This window comes from Massilia sp. 9I (genome assembly GCF_902506415.1).
In the GTDB taxonomy this organism is placed as follows: domain Bacteria; phylum Pseudomonadota; class Gammaproteobacteria; order Burkholderiales; family Burkholderiaceae_D; genus Telluria.
Map to the genome: position 1 here is coordinate 4,695,161 of NZ_LR733275.1, position 18,762 is coordinate 4,713,922.

The 18,762-nt window shown below is 66.3% G+C and carries 15 protein-coding genes; 10 read left to right on the plus strand and 5 right to left on the minus strand.

Features of this window, described 5'->3' with window-relative positions; genetic code table 11:
* Position 1 precedes the first annotated feature (1 nt).
* From rfbC to GV068_RS20970, 10 genes are all read left to right on the plus strand, one after another.
* Complete coding sequence (rfbC, locus tag GV068_RS20925) at positions 2-547, plus strand: dTDP-4-dehydrorhamnose 3,5-epimerase (protein WP_159702394.1); 546 nt, start codon at positions 2-4, stop codon at positions 545-547.
* 111 nt (positions 548-658) lie between these two features.
* Positions 659-1,852, plus strand: a complete 1,194-nt coding sequence (flhB, locus tag GV068_RS20930) for a flagellar biosynthesis protein FlhB (RefSeq protein WP_159702397.1) — start codon at positions 659-661, stop codon at positions 1,850-1,852.
* The gene (gene flhA / locus GV068_RS20935; RefSeq protein WP_159702400.1) at positions 1,852-3,972 is read left to right on the plus strand and encodes a flagellar biosynthesis protein FlhA; all 2,121 of its coding nucleotides are present in this window, start codon (positions 1,852-1,854) and stop codon (positions 3,970-3,972) included. The genes flhB and flhA overlap by 1 nt, the downstream gene beginning before the upstream one ends.
* 377 nt (positions 3,973-4,349) lie before the next feature.
* Positions 4,350-5,759, plus strand: coding sequence for a flagellar biosynthesis protein FlhF (gene flhF, locus GV068_RS20940; RefSeq protein WP_159702403.1), 1,410 nt, complete (start codon positions 4,350-4,352; stop codon positions 5,757-5,759).
* On the plus strand, positions 5,752-6,570 hold the full coding sequence (locus GV068_RS20945) for an antiactivator of flagellar biosynthesis FleN protein (RefSeq protein ID WP_159702406.1): 819 nt from the start codon (positions 5,752-5,754) through the stop codon (positions 6,568-6,570). Before flhF ends, GV068_RS20945 begins: the two co-directional genes overlap by 8 nt.
* A 36-nt stretch (positions 6,571-6,606) precedes the next feature.
* Complete coding sequence (locus tag GV068_RS20950) at positions 6,607-7,338, plus strand: RNA polymerase sigma factor FliA (protein WP_159702409.1); 732 nt, start codon at positions 6,607-6,609, stop codon at positions 7,336-7,338.
* Positions 7,320-8,063 (plus strand): flagellar motor protein, encoded by a 744-nt coding sequence (locus GV068_RS20955; RefSeq protein WP_159702412.1) that lies wholly within the window; start codon positions 7,320-7,322, stop codon positions 8,061-8,063. Before GV068_RS20950 ends, GV068_RS20955 begins: the two co-directional genes overlap by 19 nt.
* A 7-nt stretch (positions 8,064-8,070) precedes the next feature.
* Positions 8,071-8,823: a flagellar motor protein MotD gene (motD, locus tag GV068_RS20960; protein WP_159702415.1), complete on the plus strand. Its 753-nt coding sequence runs from the start codon at positions 8,071-8,073 to the stop codon at positions 8,821-8,823.
* 46 nt (positions 8,824-8,869) lie between these two features.
* Entirely contained in the window at positions 8,870-9,370 is a 501-nt protein-coding gene (locus GV068_RS20965) for a hypothetical protein (protein WP_201303327.1), read from the plus strand.
* Between the two features lie 216 nt (positions 9,371-9,586).
* The gene (locus GV068_RS20970) at positions 9,587-11,107 is read left to right on the plus strand and encodes a vanadium-dependent haloperoxidase (protein ID WP_159702418.1); all 1,521 of its coding nucleotides are present in this window, start codon (positions 9,587-9,589) and stop codon (positions 11,105-11,107) included.
* A gap of 52 nt (positions 11,108-11,159) precedes the next feature.
* On the opposite strand, the gene GV068_RS20975 is transcribed toward GV068_RS20970, so the two are convergent.
* The 5 genes from GV068_RS20975 to GV068_RS20995 form a co-directional block, all read right to left on the minus strand.
* The gene (locus GV068_RS20975; protein WP_229464391.1) at positions 11,160-12,281 is read right to left on the minus strand and encodes a M35 family metallo-endopeptidase; all 1,122 of its coding nucleotides are present in this window, start codon (positions 12,279-12,281) and stop codon (positions 11,160-11,162) included.
* A 216-nt stretch (positions 12,282-12,497) separates the two neighbouring features.
* Positions 12,498-13,547 carry a phytanoyl-CoA dioxygenase family protein gene (locus GV068_RS20980; RefSeq protein ID WP_159702424.1) on the minus strand — a complete coding sequence of 350 codons (1,050 nt, stop codon included), beginning with the start codon at positions 13,545-13,547 and terminating at the stop codon, positions 12,498-12,500.
* Entirely contained in the window at positions 13,544-14,698 is a 1,155-nt protein-coding gene (locus GV068_RS20985) for a polysaccharide pyruvyl transferase family protein (protein WP_159702428.1), read from the minus strand. The genes GV068_RS20980 and GV068_RS20985 overlap by 4 nt, the downstream gene beginning before the upstream one ends.
* Positions 14,695-16,362 carry a glycosyltransferase family 4 protein gene (locus tag GV068_RS20990; protein ID WP_159702431.1) on the minus strand — a complete coding sequence of 556 codons (1,668 nt, stop codon included), beginning with the start codon at positions 16,360-16,362 and terminating at the stop codon, positions 14,695-14,697. Before GV068_RS20990 ends, GV068_RS20985 begins: the two co-directional genes overlap by 4 nt.
* 4 nt (positions 16,363-16,366) lie before the next feature.
* Positions 16,367-18,748 carry a glycosyltransferase family 2 protein gene (locus GV068_RS20995; protein WP_159702434.1) on the minus strand — a complete coding sequence of 794 codons (2,382 nt, stop codon included), beginning with the start codon at positions 18,746-18,748 and terminating at the stop codon, positions 16,367-16,369.
* Positions 18,749-18,762: the final 14 nt, after the last annotated feature.

An 18,762-nucleotide genomic window follows, 5' to 3' on the forward strand; every position in this document is an offset into this window, starting at 1 on the left:
CATGCGGATCACCCGGCTGGCCATTCCCGATGTCTTGCGCATCGAGCCGCGCGTGTTCGGCGACGAGCGCGGCTTCTTCTACGAGAGCTACCACCAGGCGCGCTTCGAGGAAGCGATCGGCCGCAGGCTCGACTTCGTGCAGGACAACCACTCGAAGTCGGCTAAGCGCGTGCTGCGCGGCCTGCACTACCAGATCCGCCAGCCCCAGGGCAAGCTGGTGCGCGTCACCGCCGGCAGCGTCTACGACGTGGTGGTCGACCTGCGCCGTTCCTCGCCCACCTTCGGGCAGTGGCTGGGCGAGGTGCTGAGCGCCGAGAACCGTACCCAGCTCTGGGTGCCGGAAGGCTTCGCCCACGGCTTCCTGGTGCTGTCGGAGTCGGCCGAGTTCCTGTACAAGACCACCGACTACTACGCCCCCGAGCACGAGCGCTGCATCGCCTGGAACGACCCGACCCTGGCGATCGACTGGCCGCTGCAGGGCGCGCCGATCGTCTCCGGCAAGGATGACAAGGGCCTGCCTTTCCCGGCCGCCGAACTGTTCGATTGACAAGGGGCGGCGCTGAATAGGCAGCCTTTTCCCATCCTTCTCCCCTTATAGCCGTACGGCAACACCTGAGATAATCCTGTTTTCGATAGATTTCGTTAACGGGAGCGGTGGATGGCGGACGACAGCGACGCGGAACGGACAGAACCAGCGTCACCCAGAAGGCTCGAGAAAGCCCGTGAGGAAGGCGACGTTCCCCGTTCGCGCGAAATCGCTACCTTTACCGTCCTGATGGCCACCGGCGCCGGCCTGTGGATGACCGGCGGCTCGCTGGTCGGCAAGCTGGGCGAGGCCCTGCATTCCGGCCTGTCGCTCACCCGTGACCAGGTCTACAACCCGAACGTCCTGATCGAGCGCATCACGGTCGACCTGGTGGCGGTGCTGCTCGCCTGCCTGCCGCTGGCCGGCCTCGTGATGCTGGTCGCGCTGGCCTCGCCGCTGCTGATCGGCGGCTGGAATTTCTCCTCCAAGGCCTTCGTGCCGAACTTCATGAAGCTGAACCCCATCAGCGGGATCGGCAACATGTTCTCCACCAATGCCCTGATCGAACTGCTGAAGGCCATCGCCAAGACCCTGGTGGTCGGCGCCGTGGCCTGGGTCGTCATCATGGGCCAGAAGGAAGCGGTGCTGGGCCTGGCGGTCGAGCCGCTGGGCGAAAGCAGCGCCCACGTGGGCGCCATGGTGGCCAAGGCCTTCCTGTTCATCGTCGGCGCCCTGGGCGTGATCGCGGCCATCGATGGCCCGTACCAGCTGTGGCACTACCACGACAAGATGAAGATGACGCGCCAGGAGATGATCCAGGAATCGAAGGAATCGGACGGCAATCCGCAGATTAAAGGGAAGATTCGCCAGATGCAGCGCGAAATGGCGCGTAGCCGCATGATGCAGAATGTCCCTACTGCCGATGTGATCGTCACCAACCCGACGCACTATGCGGTGGCGCTGAAGTACACCGACGGCCAGAAGGGCGCGCCGCGGGTGGTGGCCAAGGGTATCGACGAGGTCGCCGCCAAGATCCGCGAACTCGGCGCCGAGCACAAGGTAACCCTGCTGGAAGCCCCGGCCCTGGCCCGTGCGCTCTACAAGCACACCGACATCGACGAAGAGATCCCGGAGAAGCTGTTCTCGGCCGTGGCGGAAGTGCTGGCCTATGTCTACCAGCTGCGCGCCTACAAGAAGGGCGAGGGCGACTACCCGGATCGTCCGAAGAAGCTGGCGGTGCCGGCCGAGATGGACCCGAACGATCCGGCCTACAAGGGGCCGGGCAGCAACGCAACGAATAGCGACAACGACGGAGCACTGCACTAATGAACAGCATCAAACTGCCGGCATGGATGAGCGGCCTCGGTAGCCGGGGCGGCAGCGCCCTGGCTGCGCCGCTCCTGATCATCGTCCTGCTGGCGATGATGATCCTGCCGCTGCCGGCCTTCGTGCTGGACGTGTTCTTCAGCTTTAACATCGCGCTGTCCGTCATCGTCCTGCTGACCGCCCTGTACACGGTCAAGCCGCTCGACTTCATGGCCTTCCCGGCCATCCTGCTGGTCTCCACCATGCTGCGCCTGTCGCTGAACGTGGCCTCGACCCGTATCGTGCTGACCGAAGGCCACACCGGCGGCGCCGCCGCCGGCAAGGTCATCGAAGCCTTCGGCCACTTCCTCATCGGCGGCAACTACACCGTCGGTATCGTGGTCTTTATCATCCTGACCATCATTAACTTCTCCGTCGTGACCAAGGGCGCGGGCCGTATCGCCGAAGTCGGCGCACGTTTCGCACTGGACGCGATGCCGGGCAAGCAGATGGCGATCGACGCCGACCTGAATGCCGGCCTGATCGGCGAAGCCGACGCCCGCAAGCGCCGCAACGAAGTGGCCCAGGAAGCCGAGTTCTACGGCGCGATGGACGGCGCCTCCAAGTACGTGAAGGGCGACGCCGTCGCCGGCATCATGATCACCCTGATCAACGTCATCGGCGGCCTGATCGTCGGCGTGGTGCAGCACGACCTGTCCTTCGGCGAAGCCTCGAAGCTGTACACCCTGCTGGCCATCGGTGACGGCCTGGTGGCGCAGATTCCTTCGCTGATCATCTCGATCGCGGCCGGTATGGTGGTGTCGCGCGTCGCCAGCGACGAAGACATCAGCAGCCAGCTGACCAACCAGCTGTTCGCGCGCCCGGAAGCCCTGTACATCACCGGCGGCATCATCTTCGCGCTGGGCCTGATCCCGGGCATGCCGAACCTGGTGTTCCTGCTGCTGGGCAGCGCCCTGTGCGGCGGCGGTTACATGATTGCCAAGCGCAAGAAGGAACAGCCGGAGAAGGAAGCGGCAGCGGCGGCCGAAGCGGCGGCCACCGCTGCGGCGGGCGGCGCGGCCAACCCGGCCGAGTCGGAAGAGGCGACCTGGCAGGACGTCATGGCGGTCGACACCCTGGGCCTCGAAGTGGGCTACCGCCTGATCCCGCTGGTCGACAAGACCCAGGGCGGCGAGCTGCTCAAGCGCATCAAGGGCATCCGCAAGAAGTTCGCCCAGGAAGTCGGCTTCCTGGCGCCGCCGGTGCACATCCGCGACAACCTGGAACTGAAGCCCTCGGCCTACCGCATCACCCTGAAGGGCGTGGAAGTGGGCACCGGCGAAGCCATGAACGGCCAGTTCCTGGCAATCAACCCGGGCATGGCCAGCGGCACGCTGCCGGGCCTGGTGACGGTCGATCCGGCCTTCGGCCTGCCGGCAACCTGGATCGACGCCAGCCTGCGCGACGAGGCGCAGAGCATGGGCTACACCGTGGTCGACGCCGGCACCGTGGTGGCGACCCACCTGAACCACCTGATCACGACCCACGCCTCGGAACTGCTGGGCCGCCTGGAAGTGCAGGCGCTGCTCGACCACCTGCAAAAGGAAACCCCGAAGCTGGTGGAAGACCTGGTGCCGAAGGTCGTCTCGCTGTCGACCCTGCAGAAGGTGCTGCAGAACCTGCTGCAGGAAGGCGTGCATATCCGCGACATGCGCACCATCATCGAAGCGCTGTCGGAATATGCCAACCAGACCCAGGACCCGAACGAACTGACCGCCATGGTGCGGGTGGCGCTGGGCCGCGCGATCGTGCAGCAGTTGTTCCCCGGCGCCAGCGAGCTGGCGGTGATGACCCTCGACAACCGCCTCGAGCGCCTCCTGATGCAGGCGATGGGCGCGGGCGGCGATGGCGCCGGCATCGAACCGGGCCTGGCCGACACCATCGCCCAGCAGGCGGCGAATGCCGCCCAGCAGCAGGAGCAGATGGGCCTGAGCCCGGTACTCCTGGTGCCGGCCCCGCTGCGCGTGCTCCTGTCGCGCTTCCTGCGCCGCGCGGTGCCGCAGCTGAAGGTGCTGTCGCATAACGAGATTCCGGAGACCAAGACGATTCGGGTGACCAGTTTGGTCGGCGTGCCGATGTAAGTAGTGGACCGTCAGCCTTCTTTTGTTCACCTAGCAGCAAAACCGTCGTTCCGGCGAAGGCCGGAACCCAATTTTGTTGAATAGTCGATGGCCCGACTTCGGACGGGAAATTGGGTCCCGGCCTTCGCCGGGACGACGTTGATAGAGGGTAGATAACGCGTACTTACGCGACGTTGGCATCGCCAGTAGCCAATCCGGCATCTTTCGTCGTCCCGCCGCTCCTCGCGCAGCAAACCTCCGCCTTTTGAAATAAGCCGTTTTCCCCTTCTTTCTCTCCCGATGGTTTCCTTACGGCATCGCCAATAATGCTGACTATGGACGGGCGATTGCGCCTGCGACGAACATAGAACAGTACAAGTGAAGTGCGGAGAGAAACGATGAACGTGAAGAAATTTACAGCGGCTACTTCCCGTGACGCCTTGCGCAAGGTGCGCGAGGCGCTCGGCCCTGACGCGGTCATCCTCTCCAACCGTCCGGTCGACGGCGTGGTCGAGATCCTCGCACTCGACAACGACGACGTCGCCTCGCTGGCTTCCCCGGCCATCGAAGAGCCGCAGGTGCCGAGCTTCCAGGCTTTCGACAACGATTTCGACCCGGAACCGGTATTTGCCCGCGCCCCGGCCCCGGCCCCGCGCGCCGCCCAGCCCAAGCTGGACCCGTTCGCCGGCCAGCCTTACGTCGAACGCCGCGCCGCCCCGTTGGCCGAGCCGGAAATCCCGCCGACCTACGTCAACCGCCGCGCCCCGACGCAGGAACCGGGCATCGACATGGCCGCCATGACCCAGATGATGAGCGCCGCCATCGCCTCTGCCAAGGAATCGGCCGCCGCAGAGATGAGCGGCATGATGAACGAGATCCGCGCCATGCGCGGCCTGATGGAAACCCAGCTGGCCGAGCTGTCCTGGAACGCCACCGCCCAGCGCGAGCCGCAGAAGGCCGCCGTGCTGCGCGAGATGCTGGCCGCCGGTTTCTCGGCGACCCTGGCGCGCTACCTGATCGACAAGATGCCGGCGACCAAAGATGCTGCTGAAGCGCTGCGCTGGATCAAGACCGTGCTGGCGCGTAACCTGACCACCATCGCCAACGAAGACGACCTGCTGAACCGCGGCGGCGTGTTCGCCCTGGTCGGTCCGACCGGCGTCGGCAAGACCACCACCACCGCCAAGCTGGCCGCGCGCTGCGTGATGCGCCACGGCCCGGACAAGCTGGCCCTGATCACCACCGACGCTTACCGTATCGGCGGCCACGAGCAGCTGCGCATCTACGGCAAGATCCTGGGCGTGATGGTGCACTCGGTGAAGGACGAAGCCGACCTGCGCATCGCCCTGAAAGAACTCAAGAACAAGCACACCGTGCTGATCGACACCATCGGCATGTCGCAGCGCGACCAGATGGTGACCGAACAGGTGGCGATGCTGTCCGAATCCGGCGCCGACGTGAAGCGCCTGCTGTGCCTGAACGCGACCTCGACCAACGAGACCCTGAACGAAGTGGTGCGCGCTTATCAAGGCTCGGGCCTGGCCGGCTGCATCATGACCAAGCTGGACGAAGCCGCTTCGATCGGCAACGTGCTCGACGTCGTGATCCGCCAGAAGCTGAACCTGCACTACATCTCGAACGGCCAGCGCGTGCCGGAAGACCTGCACCTGGCCGACCGCGCCATGCTGATCGACCGCGCTTTCCGCAATACCAGGAATAGCGCCGCCCAGTTCGGCGACGCCGACCTGCCGCTGATGATGGCTGCTGCCGCCGCCGACCGTTCGCTGCGCGAGGTGCACCTTGGCTAGTTTCGATTTCGACCAGGCCGAAGGCCTGCGCCGGATGCTGCAGGGCCCGCGCCCGCGCATCGTCACCTTCCTCTCCGCCACCCCTGAAGACGACAAGGGCGCGATGCTGGTCAACCTGGGCGCCTCGCTGGCTCAGACCGGCAACGAAGTCCTGATCGTCGACGCCTGCGAACGCGACTATGGCGTGGCACGCCGCCTGGGCTTGAGCCGCGCCGCCAGCCTGGCGAACGTGGCGCGCCAGGAGTGCGGCCTGAACCAGGTGCTGCACGCGGTGCCGCAGGGTTTCTCGGTGGCCTCGCTCGGTACGCCGGCCGGGACGTCCGATGCGCGCCGCCTGGCCAAGACCTTCGACGTGCTGGTCAAGCAGGCCGGCATCGTGATGGTCGACGGCGAACTGGGCCCGGATGGCGACTTCCCGTTGCCCCTGATGGCCAGTTCCGAGATCGTGGTGCAGGTGGGAACCTCCGCCGCCTCGATCACCAACGCCTACGCGCTGATCAAGCGCCTGTCCCAGCAGCTGGGGCGCCGTCCTTTCGGCATCCTTGTTACCGGCGCGACAGAGGCGGAGGCCAAGGTGGTATACGATAATATGTCTACCGCGGCAACACGTTACCTGGCGGTCAGCCTGGGCTCGATGGGCTCGGTGCCGGCCGACGAGTACCTGCACCGGGCCGCGCGCCTGGGCCGTGCGGTGGTCGATGCCTTCCCGCTGGCGGGGGCTTCGGTTGCCTTCCGGCGCCTGGCGGGCAAGTTCGCGCTGCACGCGATGCCCGGGCTGGGCAGGGGAGGCAGTGCACACGTCGGGCATTAAGAAGAACACGAAACGCGGGAAAGATAAGCAGAACGCATGTACACGGTCAAAGGGAAAGCGGACAAGAACCATTTGCTGACGGAGCACATGCCGTTGGTGAAGCGTCTTGCCCACCACATGAAGGCCAAGCTGCCGCCTTCGGTGGAAGTCGATGACCTGGTACAGGCCGGCATGATCGGCCTGCTGGACGCGATCAACCGCTACGAGGACAACCACGGCGCCCAGTTCGAGACCTATGCCGTCTTGCGCATCCGCGGCGCCATGCTGGACGAGTTGCGCAACAGCGACTGGATGCCGCGCTCGACGCGCCAGAACATGCGCAAGGTCGAAGCCGCGATGGAAGCGCTGCAGCAGCGCCTGGGCCGTCCGGCCAGCGAATCCGAGATCGCCAAGTCCCTCAAGATGTCGCTCGGCGACTACCAGGAGATGCTGGGCGACTCCGGCGGCCATCAGCTGCTGTACTACGAAGACTTCCACGACGAAGAAGGCGGCAGTGACGGCTTCCTCGACCGCTATGCGGTGGACGACGACGATCCGCTGCGCAGCCTGCTCGATACCGGCTTCCGCCAGGCCGTGATCGACGCCATCGATAACCTGCCGCCGCGCGAGAAGATGCTGATGGGCCTCTACTACGAGGAAGAACTCAACCTGAAGGAAATCGGCGCCGTCATGGGCGTGAGCGAATCGCGGGTGTCGCAGCTGCACACCCAGGCCGTTTCACGCCTGCGCGCCGCACTCAAGGAGCAGCTATGGACTGGGCCAGCGTAGCCGGCCTGGTGCTCGCGATCGCGGGCGTACTGGTCGGCCATACCCTGGATGGCGGCAAGTTCGCCTCGCTGATCCAGCCGGCCGCCTTCGCCATCGTGGTGATCGGCACCGCGGGCGCCGTGCTGCTGCAGAGCGAACGGCGCAGCTTCATGCTGGGCCTGCGCATGCTGCGCTGGGTGTTCGTTCCGCCCAAATCCGACCGCGACAAACTGTCGCGCGAGATCGCGCTGTGGAGCCTCTCGGCGCGGCGCGATGGCCTGCTCTCGCTCGAGCAGTACATGGCCACCAAAGACAAATTCATCCAGAAGGGCCTGCGCCTGGTGGTCGACGGCATCGCCCCCGACAAGATCCGCAGCCTGCTCGAGAACGAGATCAACGCCTACGAATTCGCGCAGCGCCAGGCCGCGCGCATCTGGGAATCGGCGGCCGGCTATGCACCGACCATCGGCATCCTGGGCGCGGTGCTGGGCCTGATCCACGTGATGGAAAACCTGTCCGATCCCGCGCGCCTGGGCTCCGGCATCGCGGTGGCTTTCGTCTCCACCGTGTACGGCGTGGGTCTGGCCAACCTGTTCTTCTACCCGGTCGGGAACAAGCTGAAGGCCATCGTCAGCGACAAGGTGGCCCAGTACGAAATCCTCGCCGAAGTCTTCCACGACCTCGCCAGCGGCGACCACACCCGCGTCGTCGACGAGCGGGTGGCCAGCCTGCTGACGCGCCACTAAGCACATCATGGCGCGCAAACGCTACGAGGAAGGCACGGGCGAACACCACGAGCGCTGGCTGATTTCCTATGCCGATTTCATCACGCTGCTGTTCGCCTTCTTCGTCGTCATGTACGCGATCTCGATCGTCAACGAGGGCAAGTACGCGGTCCTGTCCGAAGCCCTGGGCGACGCCTTTGGCGGACGCCAGATGGCGCCGCAGGCCTATACCAGCGTCGAGCCGGTGCTGCCGCTGTCGCACATCGTCAACCGCAAGCGCCATGAAGCCGCCAAGCGCGAACGCGAGCGCATGGAGACCCTGGCGCGCGACCTGAACGCGACCCTGCTGCCCCTGGTGAAATCGGGGCAGGTGCGGGTGACGCAGAATGCGCGCGGCATCAGCATCGAACTCAATGCCAGCGTGCTGTTCGCGCAAGGCGAGGCGACGCTGCAGCCGGACGCACGCGAGGTGCTGGGCGAAGTGGCAGGATTGCTCAAGAACGATCCGCACCGGATCGAGGTCGAAGGCCATACCGACAACACCCCGATCGCGAGCGAGAAATACGCGTCGAACTGGGAACTGTCGGCGGTGCGCGCGGCCAGCGTGGTGCGGCTGTTCATCGAGAACGGCATCCAGGATGCGCGCCTGGCGGCGATCGGCCACGGCGCCACGCGTCCGGTGGCGCCGAACGACAGCGCCGCCAACCAGGCCCGCAACCGGCGCGTGGCGGTGATGATCCTGGCCGCGCTGCCGGAGCCCTTGCCGACAGGCGTGCAATAATATTTCATTTTCGTGCTTGTTTTGAAATAATATTTCAGGAGTCCACATGCATGCGAAACGCATCCTGCCACCGCTGCTGCTCGCCCTCGGAGGCCTGGTGAGTACCGTCGGCGCGGTCGAGAGCGAAGACCAGGTGCGCCACCAGCTCGAAGTGGAAACCACGGGCGGCAAGGTGAAGCTGCGCCTGCTGGTCGAGAACCGCGGCGAGACCACGATCTACGTCCCGCGCGAAGTCGCCGCCGGCGACGAGCTGACCGGCCCGCGCTTCGAGCTGCGCGAGGTCAAGGGTGGCAAGGCCGGCGCGCCGCTGGCCTATACCGGCATGATGGTCAAGCGCGCCGCCTTGAGCGCTGCGGATTTTCAAGCCGTGGCCCCGCACACGATGCACATGAACACCATCGACATCACGCCGACCTACGCCTTCAGAAAGGGCGCGGGCAACTACGAAGTGCGCTACGACGGCCCCTGGCTGCTCGATACCACCCAGCTCGATGCGGTCCGGCACAGCCCTGCGGCGCCGGTGCGCTTCAGCTTTACGGCGCGCTGAGCCTGTCCTCCGAGACATGTAAAAACGCAAGAATTTGAATCGTTTTGCGCCGGGCCAACGCCGGCTTCATGCCGGCTGGCATCCGTCCTGTGGTTGATCAATGGCGCTCCGGGTTGCGCTTGTGAGCGTGTGGGCGAGCTTGTACTGTCGAGTCAGCTAGTTCGCTTCCCGCGCCGGCTTCATCCGGAGCCGGGCTATCCACCGGAGTGTGCCATCATGACTTCGCGCATCAGGATCCTGCTCTGTGCCTTGCTCGTGCCGACCTTGGCCGCAAGCGCCCCCCAACCGGCGAGCTTCTCGACGCCGCCGCCGATGCCCGTGCAATACCTGACCCAGCCGGACTCCCAGGAGCCGCCGTGGCGCTATGCCGCGCCCGGCGGCCCGAATGCCCTGGCGCGGCTGGCGTGGTGGAACGAGCTGGCGCAGCGGGTCCAGGGTTATGACCACGCGCCGCCGACCAGTCCCACTGAAAACTGGCAGCCGGAGCAGATGGGGCGCACCCGGGTCAGCCGCGTATTCGCGATCGTCCACATCGCCATGCACGATGCGCTGGCCGCGATCTGCGCCCGCTACAGGCCCTACGTCGGTACGCTGCCCGCCTACCCGGACAGCTCGCGTGACGCCGCCATCGCCCAGGCCGCGCACGACACGCTGGTGGCGCTGTATCCGCGCCAGGCCGCGCGCATCGACGCCTGGCTGCGCGACGACCTGGCGCGCCTGCCGGACGGGCGCGCCAAGCTCAATGGCATCGACGTCGGACGGCGCGCCGCCGCCGCCATCCTGGCGCTGCGCGCCGATGACGGCAGCTACCAGGGCGAGCCGGTGGTAGGCCAGGACTACCCGCTCGGCAAGGAGCCGGGCGAGTGGCGTCCGGACCCGGTGAGCCAGATCCCGTATGCGGTCGGCGCTTACTGGGGCAAGGTGCGGCCCTTTGTGCTCGCATCCGGCAGCCAGTTCCGCGCGCCGCCGCCGCCGGCCTTGACCAGCAGCGCGTACACCCAGGCCTTCAACGAGGTCAAGGCGCTGGGCGGCGACGGCGTGAGCACGCCGACGCGGCGCACCCCGGACCAGACCGTGACCGGTATCTTCTGGGGCTACGACAGCGTCGCCTGGCTCGGTACGCCGGTGCGCATGTACAACCAGATCGCCATGCAGCTGCTGCTCAGGAAGACCAGCGACGCGATGGAGCTGGCGCGTGCCCTGGCCCTGGTCAACGTGGGGATTGCCGACGCCACCATCGCCGGCTGGGCGGCCAAGTACCACTACGACTTCTGGCGCCCGGTGCACGGTGTACGCGAAGCCAGTCCCGGCACCGGCCCGACCGGCAAGGGCGACGGCAATCCGGATACCCACGGCGACCCGAACTGGACGCCGCTCGGTGCGCCCGCCAGCAACCTGACCGGCCCCGACTTCACGCCGCCGTTCCCGTCCTACCCGTCGGGCCACGCCTGCGAGGGCGGCGCCCTGTTCCATGTGCTGCGTAAGCTCTACGGCGACAGCCAGCCCTTCACCTTCGTCTCCGACGAGTACGACGGCGTCACGCGCGACAACGACGGCCGGGTGCGTCCGAAGATCCCGCGCAGCTACAGGAACCTGACGCATGCGGAAGAGGAGGCCGGGCAGAGCCGCATCTACCTCGGTGTGCACTGGCAGTTCGACAAGCAGGCGGGGAGGGCGGTGTCGCACCAGGTGGTGGACTACATCTTCCAGCGCGGGCTGCGGCCGCCGGCGCCCTGAAGCGCCAATGAAAACGGCGCGGCCTTGGCCGCGCCGTCTTGCTCCATGCGGCTTAGTTGAGTGCCGGAGTGTTCTCGCCGAAGTATTCGTGCGAGTCGGCGTTGTCGATTGCCTGGGCCGGATTGCTGATTGCAAGGCTGGCCGCACCCGACTGGCCGTACACGTGGTCGTCGGTGCCGGCCACCACGTTGAAGTGGCTCATCTCGTGTACCAGGGTGCCGCCCTTCGAGTCGGTACCCGTCATCGGCGCCGCCCAGAAGGCCTTGCAGACGTAGATCTTGTACGGCTGGGTCGGATACACGTAGGCGTAATAAGTCTTGTTGCAGCCGCAGTCGACCGTCACCGGCTTGTTCGCGAAGGCGTCCTTGATGGCGGCGAAGTGCGACTTGACGGTAGCCACGCGGCCGGCATCGTTGGCGCCGAACCACTTGGTGTAGCGGCTGCCGATCACGCCGCGCTGCATGTAGGCGTCGCCGTCGCTCGCCATGGAGGAGCCGGCCGACATGGCCTGCGTGATGGTGGTTTGCTGCGAGGTGGTGCATTTGCTGAAGCTCAGGCTGGCGGCAGCCGGTGCCGCTGCGGCCTGCTTCATCGCTTCGATGTCCAGCATCACCTGCGACTTCTGGCCGCGCGCAACGCGGCCGTCGATCCACACCGTGGCCGGCGCCGATACCAGGCTCGCGTTGTCGCTGTCGGCATCGAAGGCGGCCGCGGCGCCGCTGCGGCCAGCGGCGGCCTGCGTCGGCAGGAACAGTTGTGGCGACACCTGCTTGTAGCTGATCTGGTAGTCGCCGCTCACGCTCATGTCGTACAGGCTGGAGAGCTCGACCTTCATGCTGTGGCTGGCGCCCGGCTTGAGCAGGAAGTAGTCGGCCGCGGTCGGGGCCGCGCGCTTGACGTGGGCGCCGAGGTAGGGCACCGGCTGGCCGTCGCGCCTGACCTCGAACAGCGCGTCTTCCACGCCTTCGAAGGGCGTGCGCGACTTCAGGATGTACTGCGGCGCGCCAGAATTGTTGGTGATGGTGACGCGCACCACCACGTCGTCGTTCTGCCCCAGCGCATTCTTCTCGGGGACCACGCTGACCGCCACGCCTTTCGGCGCCGCGGCCACGTTGCAGGCTGCCGCGAGCGCAGCCATGCCCAATGCCGACTTCCAGATGCCTTTCAAGCTCATGTTCATTCTCCGTATGAAAAATAGTTATGTGGCCTTATCTTGGCCTTATCGAGTTACCCATATGACATGAGATAACTCAACACGATATTTACGGAAACATGAACATGTGTAAAGTTGAATCCGGCAAAGCGTGACAATTTTTGTGAAGTGTCAACAAAACGCCAAAAAGCGCAATCGTGCGCTGGTAATTTGTCTACACAAGTGTTAGGCGGCTACTTACGGACGGAGCCTGCGTTTCTCGCGCCGCCCGTGCAGCAGGTAGTGGGCGGCGGGATCGGCGCCGGCCGCCGCGACGTCCGGATTGGCCAGCAGATAGAGCGCCGGGTCGAAAGCGTCTTCCTCCCGCCACCGGGTCTGGCCCGGCGTAGTCGCCTCGATAAATTTCTCCGGCACATCGTCGCCGGCGACCCGGTTGGGAACCGGCCCGCCGCTCGCGATACTGGTCAGCGTGCGGAAGGCGATGCTGCCGTAGAAGGGATCGGACATCATCGGCGTGTAGTAGGCGCAGTCCTCAAAAAAGTAGTGGGTGACCTGCGACCAGCGGGTGCGCGCCGGATCGCGCTGGACCGTCCCACCGTGCATCAGGTTGGCGGCCCAGATCAGGGCCTGGCCCTTCTTCGCGTGGAAGTACTCGGGCTGCACCCCGTGCGCCTCCACCAGCTCGCGCCACATCGCCTCGTAGATCGCCTGGGTCGGCGTGCCGCCCAGCTCGGCGACACAAGCGCCGATGTGTTCATTGGTATAGATCGGCCAGCGGTGGCTGCCGGGGAAGTACATCAGCGGGCCGTTGCTCGCATCGATGTCCTCCAGCGCCACCCAGACGCCACACATGAAGCGCTCCGGGCTGGAGCTGAAGTGCAACGAATCGGTGTGGAAGTGCTGCTGGGTGCCGACGGGGAAGTTGAGGGTCTGGAAGGGCCAGGCCTGGCGCCCATACAGGCGCGAGAGCAGGGCGATCACGCGCTCGTTGCAGGCGATGCGGCGCACGTCCTCGTTGAACGACCAGGCGTCCTGCACGCGCAGGCTGCTGCCTGCCGCGTGGCCGTGTGCGCGCCAGCCGGCGAAGTCGTAGTGGCCGTGCAGGTCGCGCTTGACGCGTTCGGCCATGTTGTCGAAACCGGGCTCGGGGAAGTCGATGATGGCGAAGCCGCGCACCGCCAGTTCGAGGGCGATGCGGCGGGTTTCCGGGTCGGTCTCCGGGCCGCTGAACAGGCGCGAGAAGAAGGGCGACTCGACATGCGGCACGCCCGGCAGCGGGTTCCTCATGCGGCGACCTTGTCACGCATGCGGTGGGTCACCTTGTTATCGTCGAGGAACCTGACGAAAGCATTGTAGCGATGCCGGAATTTGCGGTTGAAGGAAGCGAAGGAGACCTTATTCAAGAAGTCCTCGACTGCGAAGTCCTCGCCTATCAGATCTTCCGATAGGGTCGGGATCGAGAACAGCTCGGCCAGTTCCGCGGTGCGGGTGTCGTAGGTGACGAAGATCGCCGGCCGGCCCATCGCCAGCGCCGTGATGTTGCCGTGCAGGCGGGTTCCGATGTTCAGGTCGCAGGTTGCAGAGAAGCGGTAGTAGTCGTCCCCCGTCTCGAAGCAGACGGCGTGGCGCCGGAAGTCCTCGACGAAGCCCTCGTCCTCGCCGAACCAGCCGATCTCGCGCAGTTCGTGCACACCGCTTTCCGCATCCTTGTCGTAGGCGATTTTGGTCTCCGCCGCGATGCCCTGGGTGAGGTAGGCGAGCTGATAGCCGGCCGCGCGCAGCTTGCCGATCAGGCGGGTCTGCAGCACGCGCGAATTCCACACGTTGCGTGTGTACAGGCCGGCCAGGTAGGGGTGGGTGGTGAAAGCCAGTTTCTGCGTCCTGGCCGGCTGCCAGCTGATCTTCAAGTCGGGATTGCGCTCCCTGAAGATGCTGGGGCAGCCGATCGCGGTCACGTTCCGGATGCCCAGGCCGGCCAGCAGGGCGCGCGTGTACTCGCCGCGCACGCCGATCGAATGCACCGACTTGCGCGCGATCTCGTGCAGGGCCTCGACCACGTCCGGCTGCAGCGCCTCCGGCTGGTCCGCGCTCGGCGCCTGCGCGCCGATGCCGAAGGCCAGGATCGGGATCTCGATGCGCCGGAAGAAGGGCAGCCATTCGCCCAGGTTGCCGTCGTTGCGGATGTAGTTCGAGCCGCGGATCACCAGGTAATCGAAGCTGGTGTTGTAGTACGCATAGACTTCCTCGGTGATCTCATCCAGGGTGGGGCGCACCTCTTCCATGTAGTCGTAGTCGAGGGTGCGCAGCGTCGCCTCGTGCACGAACAGGTCGCCCCGGTTCATGTCTTCCGTGACCGACTCGAACACCTTGCGCCGCACGACCGGGCCGCTGCGCGATTGTTCGACCGAGCCCGAAGGCCACAAGATCAGTATTTTCATTGCTTGTCCATTTCGGTGTCATGTGCCAGTGTGCGCGTGGCCGCGGGCGCCGGGAAATACGCGCTGCGTTCCAGCACGCCTTCGAAGTTCTCGCTGGTGTGCCGTGCCTTTACGTAAGCCTGGCCCGAGAGGCGCAGCTGCTCGGCGTCGAACGGATGCTCGATCACCCATTGCAGCGCCCGCACATAGGCGTCCACCGAGGCGGCGTCGTCGACGATCAGGCAGTGCTCCGGGCCGATGTCGGCGCGGATGCCGCCGATGTCGGGGGCCACCACCAGCATGCCTGCCCACAGCATCTCGAGCAGGATGTTGGGCAGGCCGTCCCACAGCGAGGTGTACAGGAAGCAGCGGTACTGTTCGCGCATCAGTTCCGAAGGAGTCGAGAAGCCTCCCTTGTAGACGATGTTGGGCGCCGCCTGCAGCTGCTGGAGCAGCTGGCTTTCCTGGCCCACCACGGCCGATCCGTAGACCTCGAACACCAACTGCGGCATGCGCCTGGCGATCGCGAGCAGGATCTCCGGCTGCTTCTGGCGGTCGAGACGGCTGGCCCATAGCACCTTGCGCGACAAGTGGGGATAGGGCCGCGCCGCCGGGCGGTTCAGCACCGGGTGGGGCAGGACGTGGATCATGTCGGCCTCGATCCCGATGTCCTCCACCAAGTGCTGCTTGAAGGTGCTGTTGTCGGTGTAGATGCCGGCCACGCCGTCGATGCATTTGCGGATCAGGCGCGCGTAGCCCACCGGTTCGCCGATGTCGGTGTAGTCGTAGCAGTAGAGCGAGACGTAGATCGCGGCAGCCGACTTCATCGGCAGGGTGAAGCGGCGCAGTGATTCCCAGGCCGTATTGCTGTTGATGATGTGGACCCGGGTGGCGCGCAAAGCCAGGATCAGGTGGTAGACCAGCTGCGCCTGGCAATGGAAGTCGACCCCATCGAAGATCGCGCCAAAGGGAATCACGTCGACGTTCGCCGGCAGGCGCTGCACCCACTCCGATTCGGTGTTCTCTGTGAGGACCACGGCAACCCGGGTGCCGCGGCTGGCGACGGCCTTGATGTGGTAGAGGCTCGCAAGGTCGGCGCCGCCCTTTTTGAGCCAGGGCAGGAAGAATAGGAAGTCGTAGCTCGCATGCCGCAGGTGCTTGCCGATCTCCAGGATGCCGCTGGCCCAGGCAGTCTTCGACAGCGGGCTGTAGTGCAGGGGCGCCGGGAAGGCCAGGCAATCCAGGCCCGGCTCGAAATGCGACTGCGCGCCCATCTCGTCTAGCACCCAGCCCGGGAGCCCGGTGCGTTCGACGCAGTCCTGCAGGCGCGACTCGAGTCCGGTGGGGCGGCCTTCTTCCCTGCCGCTGTGCTGGTAGTGAGCGGACGGGGCCTGGCCATGCATGGCCAGCGCCAGCTTCAGGCCGGGATTCGCTTCCAGGTAGAGCTGGTCCGACCAGGGCCAGAACCGCGCGCCCGCCATCGCGCCGGCGGCGCCCTGGGAGCGGAAGGCCGGCTCGCGTCCTTCCCACAGCCCTTGCGCGATGAAGTGCGTATAGCCGCTGTCCAGCTCCCCCGCTTGCACCGCGGCCGCGACGTCGCTGTGGGCGGCCAGGTAGGCCTGTTCGTCCCAGTGCGCCGGGACCGCGGGCGCCGGGGCGCGCGTTGTTGAAGTAGCTTCGTTCATGGCTTCAGCCTGCAGTCAGGGTTGGGGCTTGGCCTTGCTGCGCCTTGCCGGATTTGCCGAACACCAGGCGCTCCGCCAGACGCGACGGGCGCACGATCACGCTGCGCTTCGAGGAATGGCTGTTCAGGCTGCCCGAGGGTTTGAGGCGGATGAAGTGCAGGGTGCGCGGCACCGGGCGGTGCGCGATGCCCTCGGCGCTGGTGCGCATGTTCCACTGCCAGTCTTCGTAGCCGAAGCCCTGCTGCAGCCCGTTGTCGTCGACCGGGTGGGCCTGGTAGAGCGCGCGCGGGCCGAAGGAGAGCGAGGTCCAGAAGTTCTCCAGCAGCAGGCCGGCCTTTTCAGTGGCCCCCAGGGCTTGGGCGTCGGGATGCCAGAAGGTGCGGTGATGCTCGCCGAAGTAGACGTTCAGCTCGGGGTGGTAGATGGTGGCCTGGCCGGCTTCCGATTGCGCCAGCAGGAAGGCTTCGGCTATCCAGTTTTCCGAATACAGGTCGTCGCCGTCGAGAAAGGCGATGTAGCTGCCTCGGGCCTGCGCCACGCCGTCGCGGCGCGAGCGGCCGAGGTCACCGTTGTCCACCTCGCACAGGCTGCTCGGCAGCCCGGCCAGCACGCCGGACTGCGCTTCGATCGCGAGGCGGCGGCTGTGGCCGTCGGCGCGGTCGAGCACGAGCACCAGTTCGCAGACGATGCCCTGCTGCTGCGCGAAGTGCAGCATGCGCGCGATCGAACGGAAGGTCGGGATCAGGATGTTCCCTTCGCGATGCAGGTTCAGGATGCAGCTGACGTCGACCGGACCCGGCGCCTGCACCGTCGCCGGCGCAGGCGCCGCGGCAGGCAGGCCGGACATGCTTTGTTTGGCCATGTGTTCGAGCACGGCGCCGATATGGCTCAGGCGCGCCGGCACCAGCAGGACTTCCAGGCCGGCGGCCCCGTACAGCGACCTGGCATAGCGGTAGTTGTCGAAGTGCGTCACTGCCAGGTGGGTGCAGGCGAAGCGACCCTGGTTCAGGGCGGCGAGCACGCGCCGCTCGTTGTAGCCGGTGTGGACGTCCTCGAGCGCGTCCAGCAGGTAGCGCACCGTCGGCACCTGGCTTGCCGCTAGCAGGCGGGCTTGCCGTCCGCAGAACTCGTCGACCAGGTCGAAATTGAGGTTGACGAGGGCGCGCGGCGCGCAATTCGCCAGTACCGCCGCCAGCACGCGTTCCGGCAGGGCGGGGCCGTCGCAGGCGCGCGCCGCCATCCGCAGGTTCAGGTAGCAGATGCCGGCTTCCTCGCGCGCGAGCGTCCCATGGGTAAGGGCGTCGCCGCACAGCACCAGGATGCGCTGGCGCTGGCGCGCCTGGCGCAGGCCCAGTTCGAGTGTCGCGGCCTGTTCCGCCCCCAGGGCGTCGCAGTCGACCGCGACCATCGTATAGGACTCGGCGCAGAAGCGCGCCGCGCGCGCCAGCAGGTAGCCGGCGCCTAGGCTGATCGGGGGCGTCTCGCAGGCGAGGGCGCCGGACGCGTTCAGCAGCGCGTACACCTCGCTGTCGAAGGCGCTGGCGCGCTTGGCCTCGCGGTACAGCCAGTCGGGTAGGGCGTCGCGGTAGCGCAGCGCGCCCTGCGCCGCCAGCTGGCCCGCGCGGGCGCCGTCGTGCAGGCCGCTGAAGGCGCCGTAGGAACCGGTTGCCAGCGCATCCTGCAACAGCGCGCAGCGCGCGGCGACTGCCTCGCACCTGGCCGGCGCCGCATCCAGCCGGCAGAACTGGACCGTGCCAGGCACCCAGTCGCGCCCGATGCCCAGGGCCAGGGTCTCGCAGCCCCAGTGCCAGGTCTCGAAGGCGTGCGGGGCGGCGCTTTGTCGCACCAGGGCCGGCGCGTGCTCGAGGATCGCGGCGTGGCAGAACATGTTGTGCCCGAAGTGCTGGGACAGCAGGCAGTGCAGCGGGTGGAAGATCGGGTCGTTGCTCTTGAGCTGGGTGCGCACGAAGAGAGTGTCGCCGAAGCCCGCCAGCAGCTCGCTGTGGTAAATGCAGTTCAGGTGCTTCGACTGCCGTGCGTGGCGGTAGGCGCTGAGCGGCCACTCGCGCTGGAGGATGTCGTCGCCGTTCAGGAAACAGTAGAACTCGGCGTTGATCTGCGTGAGCGCGTGCTGGTGGAAAGGCGTGCCGGGCGCGAGCTCGGTGTAGCCGACCAGGCTGGATCTGGCCTGGAAGCGTTCGACGATGCGTCGCGTCCGGGCGTCGGGCGCGCAACCCAGCACCGCGACGACGCAGGCGACGCCCTCGGCCTGGCAGGCTTCGGCGGCGCCCAAGGCGCTTTGCAGGGCCGGCACCAGCAGCAGGCCCTCCTCATGCACCGTGATGGTCAGGGCAATCGTGGTGGAATAGTTATTATGACGTTGCATGCTTGTCCTATCCG

Coding starts and splice junctions, on each gene's coding strand:
- rfbC (WP_159702394.1), top strand. CDS start 2: ATGCGGATCACCCGGCTGGCCATTCCCGATGTCTTGCGCATCGAGCCG.
- flhB (WP_159702397.1), top strand. CDS start 659: ATGGCGGACGACAGCGACGCGGAACGGACAGAACCAGCGTCACCCAGA.
- flhA (WP_159702400.1), top strand. CDS start 1,852: ATGAACAGCATCAAACTGCCGGCATGGATGAGCGGCCTCGGTAGCCGG.
- flhF (WP_159702403.1), top strand. CDS start 4,350: ATGAACGTGAAGAAATTTACAGCGGCTACTTCCCGTGACGCCTTGCGC.
- GV068_RS20950 (WP_159702409.1), top strand. CDS start 6,607: ATGTACACGGTCAAAGGGAAAGCGGACAAGAACCATTTGCTGACGGAG.
- GV068_RS20955 (WP_159702412.1), top strand. CDS start 7,320: ATGGACTGGGCCAGCGTAGCCGGCCTGGTGCTCGCGATCGCGGGCGTA.
- motD (WP_159702415.1), top strand. CDS start 8,071: ATGGCGCGCAAACGCTACGAGGAAGGCACGGGCGAACACCACGAGCGC.
- GV068_RS20965 (WP_201303327.1), top strand. CDS start 8,870: ATGCATGCGAAACGCATCCTGCCACCGCTGCTGCTCGCCCTCGGAGGC.
- GV068_RS20970 (WP_159702418.1), top strand. CDS start 9,587: ATGACTTCGCGCATCAGGATCCTGCTCTGTGCCTTGCTCGTGCCGACC.
- GV068_RS20975 (WP_229464391.1), bottom strand. CDS start 12,281: ATGAGCTTGAAAGGCATCTGGAAGTCGGCATTGGGCATGGCTGCGCTC.
- GV068_RS20980 (WP_159702424.1), bottom strand. CDS start 13,547: ATGAGGAACCCGCTGCCGGGCGTGCCGCATGTCGAGTCGCCCTTCTTC.
- GV068_RS20985 (WP_159702428.1), bottom strand. CDS start 14,698: ATGAAAATACTGATCTTGTGGCCTTCGGGCTCGGTCGAACAATCGCGC.
- GV068_RS20990 (WP_159702431.1), bottom strand. CDS start 16,362: ATGAACGAAGCTACTTCAACAACGCGCGCCCCGGCGCCCGCGGTCCCG.
- GV068_RS20995 (WP_159702434.1), bottom strand. CDS start 18,748: ATGCAACGTCATAATAACTATTCCACCACGATTGCCCTGACCATCACG.